This window comes from Actinosynnema sp. NPDC023587 (assembly GCF_040640215.1).
In the GTDB taxonomy this organism is placed as follows: domain Bacteria; phylum Actinomycetota; class Actinomycetes; order Mycobacteriales; family Pseudonocardiaceae; genus Actinosynnema.
The window spans coordinates 14,451-29,079 of sequence record NZ_JBFABG010000018.1 but is presented as its reverse complement, the minus strand read 5'-3'; the positions used below and the strand labels follow the sequence as shown (position 1 = coordinate 29,079).

At 72.4% G+C, this 14,629-nt stretch carries 11 protein-coding genes; 4 read left to right on the top strand and 7 right to left on the bottom strand.

What is annotated here, in order from left to right:
• Nucleotides 1-85 precede the first annotated feature (85 nt).
• The 4 genes from AB0G01_RS31350 to AB0G01_RS31335 all read right to left on the bottom strand — a co-directional run bounded on the left by AB0G01_RS31350 (nucleotide 86) and on the right by AB0G01_RS31335 (nucleotide 4,985).
• Complete coding sequence (locus tag AB0G01_RS31350) at nucleotides 86-616, bottom strand: NTP transferase domain-containing protein (protein WP_360953120.1); 531 nt, start codon at nucleotides 614-616, stop codon at nucleotides 86-88.
• A 458-nt stretch (nucleotides 617-1,074) separates the two neighbouring features.
• Nucleotides 1,075-2,367, bottom strand: coding sequence for an NlpC/P60 family protein (locus tag AB0G01_RS31345; protein ID WP_360953117.1), 1,293 nt, complete (start codon nucleotides 2,365-2,367; stop codon nucleotides 1,075-1,077).
• 158 nt (nucleotides 2,368-2,525) lie between these two features.
• Nucleotides 2,526-4,055, bottom strand: coding sequence for an AMP-binding protein (locus AB0G01_RS31340; protein ID WP_360953114.1), 1,530 nt, complete (start codon nucleotides 4,053-4,055; stop codon nucleotides 2,526-2,528).
• A 156-nt stretch (nucleotides 4,056-4,211) separates the two neighbouring features.
• Complete coding sequence (locus AB0G01_RS31335; RefSeq protein ID WP_360953111.1) at nucleotides 4,212-4,985, bottom strand: Sir2 family NAD-dependent protein deacetylase; 774 nt, start codon at nucleotides 4,983-4,985, stop codon at nucleotides 4,212-4,214.
• 80 nt (nucleotides 4,986-5,065) lie between these two features.
• Between AB0G01_RS31335 and AB0G01_RS31330 the strand changes: the two genes are divergently transcribed.
• Nucleotides 5,066-5,476, top strand: a complete 411-nt coding sequence (locus AB0G01_RS31330; RefSeq protein WP_360953108.1) for a hypothetical protein — start codon at nucleotides 5,066-5,068, stop codon at nucleotides 5,474-5,476.
• Entirely contained in the window at nucleotides 5,473-6,990 is a 1,518-nt protein-coding gene (locus AB0G01_RS31325) for a flagellar basal body protein FliL (RefSeq protein WP_360953105.1), read from the top strand. The genes AB0G01_RS31330 and AB0G01_RS31325 overlap by 4 nt, the downstream gene beginning before the upstream one ends.
• Nucleotides 6,991-7,178: 188 nt before the next feature.
• Here the strand turns inward: AB0G01_RS31325 and AB0G01_RS31320 are convergent, their stop codons facing one another.
• Together AB0G01_RS31320 and AB0G01_RS31315 are read right to left on the bottom strand one after the other, a co-directional pair.
• The gene (locus AB0G01_RS31320) at nucleotides 7,179-7,826 is read right to left on the bottom strand and encodes a hypothetical protein (RefSeq protein WP_360953102.1); all 648 of its coding nucleotides are present in this window, start codon (nucleotides 7,824-7,826) and stop codon (nucleotides 7,179-7,181) included.
• Nucleotides 7,823-8,566: an ATP-binding cassette domain-containing protein gene (locus AB0G01_RS31315; RefSeq protein ID WP_360953099.1), complete on the bottom strand. Its 744-nt coding sequence runs from the start codon at nucleotides 8,564-8,566 to the stop codon at nucleotides 7,823-7,825. Before AB0G01_RS31315 ends, AB0G01_RS31320 begins: the two co-directional genes overlap by 4 nt.
• Nucleotides 8,567-8,720: 154 nt before the next feature.
• On the opposite strand from AB0G01_RS31315, the gene AB0G01_RS31310 reads away from it, so the two are divergent.
• Complete coding sequence (locus tag AB0G01_RS31310; RefSeq protein WP_360953096.1) at nucleotides 8,721-11,561, top strand: aconitate hydratase; 2,841 nt, start codon at nucleotides 8,721-8,723, stop codon at nucleotides 11,559-11,561.
• A gap of 359 nt (nucleotides 11,562-11,920) precedes the next feature.
• Complete coding sequence (locus AB0G01_RS31305; RefSeq protein WP_360953093.1) at nucleotides 11,921-13,051, top strand: hypothetical protein; 1,131 nt, start codon at nucleotides 11,921-11,923, stop codon at nucleotides 13,049-13,051.
• Here the strand turns inward: AB0G01_RS31305 and AB0G01_RS31300 are convergent.
• Entirely contained in the window at nucleotides 12,999-14,591 is a 1,593-nt protein-coding gene (locus AB0G01_RS31300) for an alpha/beta hydrolase (RefSeq protein WP_360953090.1), read from the bottom strand. The genes AB0G01_RS31305 and AB0G01_RS31300 overlap by 53 nt on opposite strands.
• Nucleotides 14,592-14,629: the final 38 nt, after the last annotated feature.

Genomic DNA, 14,629 nt, shown 5'->3' with positions numbered 1-14,629 from the left:
ATGGCTCTTGTGAAGGGGTAGGCAACCGCCGGGGGACCCGGCGCGCGGTGACCGCCGGCACCGCGAACACGCCGGAAGAACCGCGTCAGCCGCCCAGGTCCGCCGGTGTGTCCACGTCCCGCGCCTCGCCGGGCAGCGCCACGACCGGCACGGGGTCGAGCGGGCCCAGCACCGAGCGCATCGACACGCCGTGCGGGTCGTCGGGCAAGGCGGTGCGCAACCGGTCGGTCCGCCACGCCCCGGCCAGCCACTGCGACCGGCCGTCCTCGTCCACCAGCACGGCGGGTGCGCCGGTGGCGAGCAGGCGTTCCACAGTGGACGCCGTGACGCCGGGCTGGTCGACGGCGAGCACCACCACCACGTCCGCGCGCACGTGCCGCAGTCCGGCCGCGACACCGGCCGCCGGTCCCCCGCCGGGCGGGTCCTCGCGGGTCCACAGCACGCCCGGAACGTCCTTCTCCGGTCCGACGACGACCACCCGCCCGGCACCGCGCACGGCGTCGAGCGCGTGCTCCAGCAGCGTCCGGCCGCCGATCCGCACCGCCGCCTTGTCGACGCCGCCCAGCCTGCTGCCGCGACCCCCGGCGAGGACCACGGCGTCCCACTCATCCCGCACTGTTCTCCCCGTCCGCCGACTCCGCGCCGGCGCGGACGTGCCCGGTCGTCCCGAGGACCTCGTCCAGCTCGGCGGACACCGGCATGACCACGTCCTTTCCGGGTGGGACCGCCGTCAGGCCGGATTCTCACGGCTCGGCCCCGGTCCCGCCCGACGATCATCCCCCGCCGGCGACACGCCACCCGTTCGGCCCCGGGGTGCTCGCCGGGTGCGGATCGACGGGTGTCGTCGGGTCGGTGCACCTGCCCGACGACACCCGTCACCCCCCAGGTGATCCGCTCGCGCGGCATCCGAACCCCCCGCGGATGCCACCCGGCACCGTCGCCCCGTACCTTCCCCCCGCGTGGTGCGACCGGCATCCACGAGGATGCTCCACCCCGTCGGAACGTTTCCTGAACGATTCTTGAATCCGCAGGTCAACGGCTTGCGAACGGGGTCGCGGCCGGACCCGGCGACGCTCAGAGCAGGCGGGTCGCATACGGCATGATGCCGCCGTAGCGGACCGGCGCGATGCGCACCGACGAGCCCGAGTACGGGGCCTCGACCATCATGCCGCCGCCGAGGTAGAGCGCCACGTGCGTGCCGCCGCCGGGACCCCAGAACAGCATGTCGCCGCGCGCCGCCTGGGACAGCGGCACCTTGACGCCGGCGTTGTACTGGTAGCCGCTGTAGTGCGGCAGGTAGACGCCGGCACCCGCGAACGCGTACATCATCAGGCCCGAGCAGTCGAAGCCGACGCTGTAGTAGTCGCCGTAGGAGTCGGCCACGCCGCCGTCGCGGATGCCGATCGTGGGGCCGTCGTAGTTGCCGCCGCCCCACGAGTAGCGGACGCCGAGGTGCGCCATCGCGCGGGCCACGACGGTCTCCACGCCACCGCCGGGCGCGACCGCGACCGGCGTGCCACCGGTGGCCGGCGCGGTCGGCAGGGTCGCGCCGAGGGCCGCCTCGCGGGCGGCGTCCTCCTCCTCGCGGCGCTTGTCGTCGACCCACTGGTCGTACTGGGCGCGCTGCCCCTCCAGCCCCTCCACGGCGGTGAGCGCCCGGGTCAGCTCGCCCTCGACGCGGGTCTTGTCGCCCTGGATCGCGGCGGCCTGGTCGGCCTGCCCCCGCTGGGCCTGCTCGGCGAGCTGCCGAACGGCGTCGGCGTCCCGCGCGGCCTGGTCGGCCACGGCCTGCTTCTCGTTCGCCAGGTCCAGCGCGGCGCGGGCCGAGGAGTCCTTGTTGACCTTCTCCGAACGGGCCCGCTCCACGTCGTCCAGGGCGTCGAGGCCGGAATCGCCGACCGCCGCGAGCAGTTGCGAGCGGGCCAGCAGGTTCTCCGGGCTGGTCGAGCCGAAGTAGGCGGACAGCGAGCCCATCGTGCTGCCCTGCTGGAAGCTGGCGGCGGCGAACTCGTCGAGCTCCGCGCGGGCCTCCTCGACGGCCCGTCCCGCAGCGGCGGCTTCGGTGCCGGCGGCGTCCGCGTCCCGCTTGGCCCTGACCGCCGCGTCCTGGGCGGTCTCCAGGTCGACGCGGGCCTTGTTCGCCAGCTCCATCTTGAACGCGACGTCGTCGGTGAGCCGCTGGAGCTCGGCCTCGGCGGCGGTGAGCCGGCTGGTCAGCTCGCCTACCCGGGCGGCCTTGGCGTCCGCCTCCTGGCGGCTGGTGCCGATCTCGTCGTCGCCCGGGTTGGGCGGGGGCGGTGGGACGGCCGTCGCCACGCCGGGGAACAGGGTCAGCACCGCGATCACCACGATCAGCCAACGAGCCACGACACCCGCCTCCCCGCCACCACCCGGTCGATCCGCGTTACACCGAATGGCGTCACCCGGACACGTTCCGGAACTGTGCCACCTGAACACCGAGGTTTCCAATTGACCCGGCAATAACTTCAGCCACACGGGTCACACGGGTTTCACCGCGGAAAGTGTCAGTTGACCTCGCGATCCAGCCCTGACCAGTACGGTTCGCGCAGCTTGAACTTCTGCACCTTGCCGGTGGCGGTGCGCGGGATGGCGTCGCGGAACTCCACGGACGTGGGAGCTTTGAACCCGGCGAGCCGCGCTTTGCAGTGCGCGATCAGCTCCGCCTCGGTAACCTCCGCGCCCGCCACCCGCACGACCAGCGCTTTGATCGTTTCGCCCCACTTCTCGTGCGGCACCCCGATCACCGCCGCCTCGGCCACGGCCGGGTGGCCGAACAAGGCGTCTTCCACCTCGATCGAGGAGACGTTCTCACCGCCCGTGATGATCACGTCCTTGCGCCGGTCGGAGATCGAGAGGTGCCCCTCGTCGTCGAGCGACCCGCCGTCCCCGGTGTGGAACCAGCCGCCCTCGACCGCCTCGGCGGTGGCGTCCGGGTTGTCCCAGTAGCCGGCCATCACGTGGTTGGACCGGGCCAGCACCTCGCCGCTGTCCGAGATCCGCAGCCGCACGCCGAGCCCCGGCGCGCCGGCGCGGGCCAACCTGCGGGCGCGCTCCTCGGCGGGCAGCGCGTCGTCACCGGGGCGGGTGCGGTTGACCGTGAGCAGCGGAGAGGTCTCGGTCAGGCCGTAGAGCTGGAGGAACTCCCAGCCGAGCTCGTCGCCGACGCGGGCGATCGTGCGGCTGGGCGGCGGCGCACCGGCGCACACGACGCGGACCCGGCCCCGGCCGGGGATCTCGCCGTCCCACGTCCGCGCGGCGTCCAGGACGGCGTTCCAGACGGCGGGCGCACCGCACATCAGGGTCACGCCGTGCCGGTCGACGCGGCGCAGGATCTCGGTGCCGTCGACCTTGCGCAGGACCACCTGGGGCACGCCCAGACCGGCCAGGCCGAACGGCATCCCCCAGCCGTTGCAGTGGAACATCGGCAGGACGTGCAGGTAGACGTCCCGCTCCCAGGCGCGGGTGTGCAGGGCGAAGGTGACCGCGTTGAGCCAGATGTTGCGGTGGGTCAGCCGGACGCCCTTGGGGCGGGCGGTCGTGCCGGAGGTGTAGTTGACGGTGGCCGTGGCGTCCTCGTCGGGATGTGCCCACGGGCGGGGCTCGGTGTCGAAGCGGAGCAACTGGTCGCTCTCGTCGCCGAGGGTGGCGCGGTGCCGGGCGGTGACCCGGTCGAGCTCCAGCTCGGGGTCGACCAGCAGGACCGACGCGCCGCTGTGCTCCACGATGTAGGACACCTCGTCCGGCCGGAGCCGGAAGTTGATCGGCACGCACACCCGGCCGCTCGCGGGGACGGCGTGCAGGAGTTCGAGGAGGCGGGCGGAGTTGTGGCTGACCACGGCCACCCGCTCGCCCTCGCCGACGCCGAGCGCGTCCAGACCGGCCTGCCAGGCGCGGACGCGGGTGGCGAGGTCGCCGTAGGTGGTCGTGGGGAGCGGCGTGGCGGGTTGGTCGGGCTCGTCCACGGTGGCGGTGGTGTCCGCGAAGACCTGCGCGGCACGGTCGAGGAAATCGGCGACGGTCAGGGGTACGCGCATGCACCGTCACCTTATTGACCGGCACCGGGCTCGGCTACCGCTCGGTCACGCGGAGTTCGCACCCGGTGTTGGACCACATGGGCGAGGTGTGGCGCGGGGCGACGAGGTCACGCAGGCGGGCCGCGAACCCCGGTGCCGGCCCACCCCGGGGGGTGATCACCAGGTGCTCGGGTCGCCCCAGGTCCGAAGTGGACCGGACTCGACGACCGGCACGGCCACCAACTCCGGCAACGACTCCCCCACCGGCCCGCGCACCACTGCGGTCGCCGTGGCGTCGTAAGGCGTCGGTTCGTCGTTGCAGATGACCACCGGCGTGCCGACCCGCACGGCCAACCCTACCAACGCCGCCGCGGGATCGACCGCCAACGAGGTCCCCGCCACCAGCACGAGATCGCAGTCCAGCACCGCGGTCCTGGCCTCGCGCAACACGTCGGCGTCCAACGGCTGTCCGAAAGCGACCGTCGAGGACCGCAGGACACCGCCGCACGCGGGGCAGTCCGGGTCCTCCTCGCCCGCCCGCACCCGGTCCAGCGCCGCGCTCATCGACCCCGTCGCGCCGCAGTCGACGCACACCGTCCCCGACCACGACCCGTGCAGCTCGACCACCGCGACCGACCCGGCGCGCTGGTGCAGCCCGTCCACGTTCTGCGTCAGCAGCGACCGCACCCGGCCCGCCCGCTCCAGCTCCGCCAGCGCCCGGTGCGCCGCGTTCGGCTCGGCCGCCCACACCGGGTGCGCGAGCCGCACCCGCCACGCCGCCCGCCGCACGGCAGGGTCGGACAGGTAGTCGTCCAGGGTGAACTCGCGCCCGAGGGCGGTCCCCGCCCCGCTCGCACCCCGGAAATCCGGGATGCCGGAGTCCGTCGACACCCCCGCGCCGGTCAGCGCGGTGACCCGCCGCGCCGCCGCCACCACGTCGCGCGCTCGCATCCCGCCACCATTCCACGCCCCGGGTTTGCGAGCATGGGGACGTGCGCGGGACTTGGGGTGCGGTGGTCGGGGTTGTCGGCTTGGTCACAACCGTGGTGGGGACGTTCCTGCCGTGGCTGCGATCGGGATCGGTCACGAGGGACAGTTACGAGGTGCTCGCGCTCCGTGGTTTCGCGGGGTTGGACGGCACGTGGGGGGAGGTCATCCGGGCCGTTTGGGTGGGCATCACGCCCGTGGCCGTGGTCTGCGTGGTGCTCTGGTCGGTACGACTTCGCCGGTTCGCCGCTTTTTCGGCCCTGGTCTTTGGCACGATTGCGGGAACGGTGGGGGCACTTGCCGCCGTCCAAGGGGGTAACGAGGGAGCGCTGGTCGGGATCAGCCTGACCGGGCCGGTCGTCACCCTCGGTGGTGCTGTGCTGGGGATCGCGGGGGCGATCACGGTGCTCACCGCGAAGACCCGCACAGCGATCAGTCCAGGAGGAGCACCGTGAGCCACCCAGGCGGCGGCGGTGGCGAATGGCCACCCCAGAACAACCCGTACGGCCAGCCGCAGCAGGGCGGGTGGCAGCAGCAGCCCCAGGGGAACCCCCAGCAGGGCGGCTACCAGCAGCCCCAGCAGGGCGGTTACCAGCAGGGATACCCCCAGACCGGTCCGCAGCCCCAGCAGCAGGGCTTTCCCCAGACCGGCCCGCAGGGTTTCCCGCAGCAGGGCTACGGCCAGCAGTTCGGCGGCCAGCAGCCGCCCTACGGCCAGCAGCCGTTCGGCTACGCGGGCGGTGAGCCGCCGAAGAAGAAGCGGACCGGCCTGGTCGTCACGGCCATCGTCGCCGTCCTCGCGCTGGCGGCGGGCACGTTCTTCACCGTGCGCGCGCTGCGCAGCTCCGATTCCGTCGCCGCCGGCTCCGAGAACCCGCAGACCGCGGCGAACAACCTGCTCAGCGCGCTGGGCAGCGGTGACGTGCTGGGCATCATGAACGGCCTGGCACCCGCCGAGGCCAAGCTCAGCAAGGACTACACCGAGGCCACCGTCAGCGAGGCCAAGCGGCTGGAGATCCTGAAGCCCGACGCGGACCCGCAGAAGATCAGCGGCGTCACCATCAAGAGCGAGGGCATCAAGTTCGACGAGGCCGCCGCGGAGAAGGTCAACGACCGGATCACGATCAACAAGGTGGTCGAGGGCAGGATCACGGTCACCTCGGACGTCAAGCAGATCCCGCTGACCGACAAGCTGGTCCAGGCCATGGGCTCCAAGGCGGACCAGGCCCCGGAGACCGAGACGCTGGACTTCGCCAAGGAGAAGGCCGACCGCAAGGGCAAGCCGATCGGCATCGCCACGATCAAGGTCGGCGACGAGTGGTACCCGTCGCTGTTCTACACGCTCGCCAACGCGGCGCTGGAGGAAGACGACCTGAAGTGGCCCGCCCAGGGCTTCGCGCCCGCCGGTGCGGACTCCGCCGAGGCCGCCGCCAAGGGCGTCCTGGAGAAGGCGCTGGCCGGTGACATCAAGGGTGTCATCGCCCTGCTGCCGCCGGACGAGATGGGCGTGCTCCAGGACGTCGGCCCGGTCATCCTGGACAAGGTCGGCCGGGTGCCGAACACCGGCGCGAAGCTGATCGAGCTGGAGACCGACGCCAAGGACGTCGAGGGCGGCAAGCAGCTCACGGTCCGCAAGCTGGTCCTGGACGTGAAGGGCTCGAAGGGCGAGATCACCCGCGACGGCGACTGCTACACCGCCAAGGCGGACGGCCAGACCCAGCGGCTGTGCGCGGACGAGATCGCGGACCTGGTCAAGCAGCAGGGCGGTCGCAAGATGCCGCAGGCCGCGGTGGACGTGATCGCGCGGATCGGCGCGCAGGTGCTCAAGGACGGCGTCGGCGTGGTCGCGACCGAGGTCGACGGCAAGTGGTACGTCAGCCCCATCCGCAGCTACAGCGAGATCTTCCTGACGCTGATGCGCGGTCTGGAGCCGAAGGACATCGACGAGCTGCTGAAGCTCGCCAAGTAGGGGTCCCGCGAGTCGGGATTGCGTGGGAGGAGCCCCCGCCGGTGCGCCGGCGGGGGCTCCTCCGCGTTCGCGGTCCGGCGTCCGGGCCGACACCGCGACGACGGCGATCCGGCGGCACCGGAGCCCCGGCACCGGGTCCCCGTGGACGCGGCAGCGCCGGTCTTCAGGGCAGGCTTGGCCGATCCCGGCTAGTTCCGGCGGGGGCCGAGCACCCGGGACAGCCAGGTCGCGCCCACCACGAGCGCGACCGCGCACCCGGCGGACACCAGCAGGTGCGGGACCAGGTCGTACTCGTGGCCGAGCGCGCCGAGCAGGTTCCCGATCGGCGGGCTCTGGCCGAACAGGTACGCGAGCACCACGAGCGCGGCGGCGGCCAGCACGGACCAGCCGTGCCCGGTGATCACCGGACGCGCGCACAGCACGCCCACGCCGACCCCGACCAGGCCGCACACCAGCAGCGAGGCGAACCCGAGCGCCACCGCGCCGGGCGGGTGGGGGCGGCTCTGGACGAGCACCGGCAGCAGCGCCGCGACGGCCGCCACCACGGTCACCAGCAGGCACGACAGCACGCTCACCGCCGCCTGGGACCGGCCCCACCCGCCGGCGGCCACGACGGTCACCGCGCGCCGCACCGGGTCCTCGGCGGTGGCCACGACGACGGTCAGCCACACCGCGACCGGGTACAGGAACGCGCACGACCCGGCGTAGGAGGACGGCGGGGGCCCGGCGTCGCCGGCGTTGAACACGGCCAGCACGGCGGCGAAGGCCAGCAGCGGCGGCAGGTAGCGCTGGGTGCGCAGGACGTCCGCGAGCAGGTACCGCACCAGGGCCGTCACGAGCGCACGCTCCGCACCGAGCAACCCAGCCGCAGCGCCTCGGCCAGCACCCGGTCGCTGTACCCGGGCTCGACCTCGACCCGCGCGCCGCCGCCGACCACCCGCGCTTCCCGCACCCCCGCCAGGACGCTGAGCTGCTCGAACGCCTCCCCCACCCGGTCCAGCTCGACCACCACGCCGGTCCGGCGGGCACCGAGCGCGAGCTCCCGCGCGCCGGGCAGGTCGTGGCCGTGGTGGTCGGTGACGAGCCGGGCCACCGCGCCGCCGGTGACGAGTTCGGCGAGCACCGCGCCGGCCTCGGCGTCCAGGCCGGACCACGGTTCGTCGAGCACCAGCAGGCCGGTCGCGGCGAGCGCCTGGGCCAGGGCGACCTTCTGGGTGTTGCCCTTGGACAGGGTCGCCATCGGCGCGTCCGGGTCGCCGACGAAGCCGAGGGCCTCGACCAGGTCCCAGCGCGCCGGCACGCCGCGCACGGCGGCCTGGTGCCGCAGGTAGTCCCGCGCGGACAGCTTCACGCCGGGCGGGAACCGCTCGGGCAGGTACCCGACGGAGGCCGGGCGGTGCACCCGGCCGGTCGTGGGGCGGCTCAGCCCGGCGGCGATCCGCAGCAGGGTCGACTTGCCGGAGCCGTTGCCCCCGGTCACCACGACCGTTTCACCCGGTTCGACGACGAGCGCCACCTCGCGGAGCACCCACGGGCCGCGCCCGTACCGCTTGCCGACTCGATCAAGACGGACCACGGGTGTGATGATGCCCCGATCTAGGTAGGACCGGGTTGAAGCCGAATACAGGACACGCGTACTGTTTACGGCGAAGGAGCGCCGCGCCGGCGGGTGCGGAAGACTCACCAAGCAGTTCCCAACCGACTTTGCGCGTCACCAGATGGAGTTTCACGTGACTGCACCAGCTAGCAAGGACAGCTTCGGCTCCCGTGGCACGCTCACCGTGGGGGACTCCTCGTACGAGGTGTTCCGGCTGAGCGCGGTCGAGGGTGCCGAGCGCCTGCCGTACAGCTTGAAGATCCTGCTGGAGAACCTGCTGCGCACCGAGGACGGCGCGAACATCACCGCCGACCACGTCCGCGCGCTGGGCAACTGGGATCCGACAGCCGCTCCCGACACCGAGATCCAGTTCACCCCGGGCCGCGTCGTCATGCAGGACTTCACCGGCGTGCCCTGCGTGGTCGACCTCGCCACCATGCGCGAGGCCGTCACCCAACTGGGCGGCGACCCGACGAAGGTCAACCCGCTCGCGCCCGCCGAGCTGGTCATCGACCACTCGGTGATCGCCGACATCTTCGGCCGCCCGGACGCGTTCGAGCTCAACGTGGACCTGGAGTACCAGCGCAACAAGGAGCGCTACCAGTTCCTGCGCTGGGGCCAGACCGCGTTCGACGAGTTCAAGGTCGTCCCGCCCGGCACCGGCATCGTGCACCAGGTCAACATCGAGCACCTGGCCCGCGTGGTGATGGTGCGCCGCCTGCCCGGCAGCGGTGACGACGCGCTGCCCCAGGCGTACCCGGACACCCTGGTCGGCACCGACTCGCACACCACGATGGTCAACGGCATCGGCGTGCTCGGCTGGGGCGTCGGCGGCATCGAGGCCGAGGCCGCGATGCTCGGCCAGCCGGTCTCCATGCTGATCCCGCGCGTGGTCGGCTTCAAGCTGCACGGCGAGCTGCCCGCCGGCGCGACCGCCACCGACCTGGTGCTGACCATCACCGAGATGCTCCGCAAGCACGGCGTGGTCGGCAAGTTCGTCGAGTTCTACGGCTCGGGGGTCGGCGCGGTACCGCTGGCCAACCGCGCCACCATCGGCAACATGAGCCCGGAGTTCGGCTCCACCTGCGCGATCTTCCCGATCGACGGCGAGACGATCGACTACCTCAAGCTCACCGGCCGCACCGCCGAGCAGCTCGCGCTGGTCGAGGCGTACGCCAAGGAGCAGGGTCTCTGGCACGACGCCGAGCGCGAGCCGGTGTACTCCGAGACGCTGGAGCTGGACCTGTCGACGATCGTCCCGTCGATCGCCGGCCCGAAGCGCCCGCAGGACCGCATCGACCTGGTCAACGCCAAGCCCGCCTTCCGGCAGGCGCTGGGCGCGTACGTGTCGAACACCGACGCCGACGCGAAGTCCAACGTCGACGAGGCCGTGGACGAGACCTTCCCGGCCAGCGACCCGACCGCGGTGTCCAACGGCGACGCGGGCGGCGAGCCGCACGTGTTCCACTCCGCCGCCCGGGGCGCGGACGGCCGGCCGTCCAACCCGGTGAAGGTGAGCCTGGACGGCGCGGAGTTCGAGCTCGACCACGGCGCGGTCGCGATCGCCGCGATCACCTCGTGCACCAACACGTCCAACCCGTCGGTGATGATCGGCGCGGCGCTGCTCGCGAAGAAGGCCGTGGAGAAGGGCCTGGAGCGCAAGCCGTGGGTGAAGACCACCCTCGCGCCGGGCTCCAAGGTCGTCATGGACTACTACGAGCGCGCGGGCCTGATGCCGTACCTGGAGAAGCTGGGCTTCCACCTGGTCGGCTACGGCTGCACCACGTGCATCGGCAACTCCGGTCCGCTCCAGGACGAGATCTCCGCGGGCATCGGCCAGGGCGACCTCGCCGCGGTGTCCGTGCTGTCGGGCAATCGGAACTTCGAGGGCCGGATCAACCCGGACATCAAGATGAACTACCTGGCGTCCCCGCCCCTCGTGGTGGCGTACGCGCTGGCCGGCTCGATGGACATCGACATCACCACCGAGCCGCTGGGCACCGACCAGAACGGCGAGCCGGTCCACCTGGCCGACATCTGGCCGTCGGCGCAGGAGATCTCCGAGGTCGTCGCGGCGTCCATCTCGCCGGAGGGCTTCACCAAGGGCTACGCGGACGTGTTCGCGGGCGACGAGCGCTGGCAGTCGCTGCCCACGCCGACCGGCAAGACGTTCGAGTGGGACGCGCAGTCCACCTACGTGCGCAAGCCCCCGTACTTCGAGGGCATGGAGATGGAGCCGAAGCCGGTCACCGAGATCGGCGGCGCGCGCGTGCTGGCCCTGCTGGGCGACTCGGTCACCACCGACCACATCTCGCCGGCCGGCGCGATCAAGGTCGACTCCCCGGCGGGCAAGTACCTCACCGAGCACGGCGTGGAGCGCAAGGACTTCAACTCCTACGGCTCGCGGCGCGGCAACCACGAGGTGATGATCCGCGGCACGTTCGCGAACATCCGCCTGCGCAACCTCCTGCTGGACGACGTCCAGGGCGGCTTCACCCGCGACTTCCTGGAGGAGGGCGCGCCGCAGACCACCATCTACGACGCGTCGGAGTCCTACGCCGCCGCAGGCGTGCCGCTGGTCGTGCTGGCGGGCAAGGAGTACGGCTCGGGCTCGTCGCGCGACTGGGCCGCGAAGGGCACCTCGCTGCTCGGCGTGCGCGTCGTGATCGCCGAGTCCTTCGAGCGCATCCACCGCTCGAACCTGATCGGCATGGGCGTCCTGCCGCTCCAGTTCCCGGAGGGCAACACGGCCGCCGACCTCGGTCTGGACGGCACGGAGACGTTCGACTTCACCGGCATCACCGCGCTGAACGACGGCGACACGCCGCGCACGGTGCACGTGGTCGCCACGAAGACCGACGGCGCGAAGGTGGAGTTCGACGCGGTCGTCCGCATCGACACCCCCGGTGAGGCCGACTACTACCGCAACGGCGGCATCATGCAGTACGTGCTGCGCAAGATGGTTCGCAGCTAGTCACCCGTTCCACGTCGAAGGGCCGTCCACTCCGGTGGGCGGCCCTTCCGCGTATGACGAAGCCGTGCACCGGGCGGCCACCATGGCGCGATGGCTCGCACGGCCATCGCGGACTTCGGCTGCGTCGCGCTGGAACCCTTCGAGTGCCGCACACCTCTCCCCCGCCGCGCTCGGTCCGGTCGCCGCCGATGCCGCACTGCAAAGGCCCTCGGGGGTCAGCCGAGGCGGTGGCCGCTACGTGGGGCGTGCCGGAACGACCCGTGGCGCGCCCCGGGCGTGCGGTCGTTCGTCGACGCCACTGAATCCGCGCCGGTCGGACGCGGGTCGCTAGGGTGTGTCGCTTCAGGGGGTGGGGCGCGGTGGCTTGGCTGCCTTTGGTTCTGGTCGGGCTGCTCTGCGGGATCTGGGAGCACGGCTCGCTCGCGGGTGTGGTGGTGCTGCTCGTCGCGGCCGGCTGGATGCGGGATCGGCGACTGGTGGCGGCGGACGCGGTGTTGGTGGTCGCGGTGGTCTACGGGTCGCCGCCGCTGCCGGCCGTGGTGGCGGGCACGGCGGCGCTGCTGCTGGCCGCGCACGACCTGCACGCCCGTCGCCCCGGGCTCTGGTTCCCCTTGCTGACAACGGGACTGGGGGTGTTCCTCGTCTGGCTGGGCGGGTTGTGGCTGGTCGACGAACCACTGCGGGCGTGGGCACCGGTGGTGCCGGCGACCGGCGAGTCCACGATGTCGTCGGTGGCGTACGAAGACCACGTCCCACCCGTCGACCTGACGTGGATTCCCGTCGCCGTCCTCGCCGTCCTGTGCGGGGGTGCGGCGATCGCGTTCGCGCGGGATCGGGAGTGGGTGCCGTTGGCCGTGGTGGGACCGCTCAGCGCGGTCTGGGAGTACGGGCCGCTGGTCGGGATCGCCGTGCTGACGGTGGTCGCCGGGTTCCGGCGCGATCCCCGGCTGGTCGCGGCGACGGCGGCGTTCGGGGTGGCGGCTCTCGTGGACCGGCAACCGTTCCCGGCGGTCGTGGCACTGGCGGCGGCCCTGCTGATCGCGGCGCACGACCGGCACGCGCGCCGGCCCGGCGGCTGGTTCCCGTTGCTCGCCTTGGGCTTGGGCGTGGCCGTGGCGACGTTCGACACCGCCTCGCTGCGAACGCCGTCGCCGCCGATGGACTACGAGGTGCACTCGACGGAGCTGTCGAGCCACGCGATGAGCGCGGCGACGTCCTTGGCGCTGGAGATGAGCGCCGAGATCCACGCGGCCCGCGTCCTCGCCGCGGTGATCGCGGTCGGGCTGGCGCTCTGGGCGTGGCGGTCACGTGACCTGCTGGTCACCGTGACCGCCGCCGCCTACTGGGCGCGGCCTGGTACGTGCCGGGGCACCCGGAGCTGGTGGTCCTGGCGGGTGCGGTGGTCGCGGTCGCCCGCGACCACCGCACCCGGACGACCTAGAAGGGCTGGGCGTTGGGCTGGAAGACCTGCCCGTCGGCCGGTGCCCTGAGGTTCACCAGGTAGTCGGTCACCAGGGTGTCCGCACCCGCTGCCTTGCCGAGGATGCAGTGCCCGAACGCGTCGACGGTGATCAATCGCGCGTTGCCGAGCTGGCGGGCCATCCGCTGCGAGAACTTGTACTGGGTCGCCGGGTCGTAGTGGTTGCCCACCACGACGACGGGGTTCGGCGTGCGCCTGTTCCACGGGCCGGCCCACCGGTCGGGGTCGCGGACCGGCCACGTCGGGCAGGTCAGCAGGTCGGACGCGGCCTGCTGGCGGCCGAACGTGGGCGACTCGCGCTCCCACTTCGCGGCCACCGCCGGGAACAGCCCCGGCACCCGGAGGAACGGCTTGTCGGTGCAGTTGACGCCGTAGTACGAGTCGTCGGACAGGTACTCGGCCTCGCCCACGACACCCGCGTTGACGTCCGCCAGGCCGTTCTTGTTGGCCAGCGGGGCCGCCGGCACGGGCGTCTCCTGCACGGACAGCGCCGCAGACGGGTGCAGCACGCCGTAGACCGCCTGCAACCAGGCGGCCAGCGGCTTCAACCGGGCGATGCTGTACAGGTCGCCGCTCACCCGGCCGACGTAGCTCTGGTAGGTGACGACCTCGCCGGAGGGCAGGGTGATCGGGTTGTCCCGCAGCGAGTCGCGCACCTCGTCGAACTTCGCGCGCGGGTCGCCGTCGCTGTAGGCGCACTTCGCGCCTTCGGCGTCGCAGCGCTTCAGGAACGCGTCCAGGGCCAGCTCGAAGCCCTGCGCGCGCTGCCGGTCGTACTCCGCGCCGTTGGTGGTGCGCAGCGCCGGGTCGACGTTGCCGTCCAGCACCAGGGCGCGGGACTTCTGCGGGAAGATGTTGGCGTAGGTCGCGCCGAGCAGCGTGCCGTAGGAGAAGCCGACGAAGGTCAGCGCCTTGTCGCCCACGCCCTGGCGCAGCAGGTCCAGGTCACGCGCCACGTCCTCGGTGGACATGTGCCGGAGCAGCGGACCGGCGTTGCGCCCGCACTCGGCCGTGTACTCGCGCGTCGCCCGCGTGGTGTCGCGGATCTCGGCGCGGGTGATCGGGGCGGAGGAGATGCGGCCGAAGACGTCGTCGGCCTCTTCCTGGGTCTCGAAGCAGCGCAGCGGCGCGCTGCGGCCCACGCCGCGCGGGTCGAACCCGATCAGGTCGAACCGCTCCATGACCTCCGGCTGGAAGAACGAGGTGCCGAACGCGGAGTAGATCAGGCCGGCCCCGCCGGGGCCGCCCGGGTTGATGAACAGCGAGCCGACCTTGTTCGCCTGGTCGGTCGCGGGTGCCTTCATCAGGGCGATGGTGATCTTCTCGCCGCGCGGCTCGCGGTGGTCCAGCGGCACGGGGTGGTTCGCGCAGGTCACGCGGTCCCGCTGCGCGGCGGGGATCGAGGCCAGCACGTCGTCGGCGCACTTGCTCCACCGCACCGGCGACGCGCCCCGGGCCTCCTGGGCGACGGCCGCGCCGGTCGCCACGAGGCCGGGCACGGCGGTGCCCAGGACCATCGCGACGACCAGCGCTCTGCTTCCAAGCTTCACGGGACACGCTCCTCACGTCCGGCGACGCCGCCCCTCGT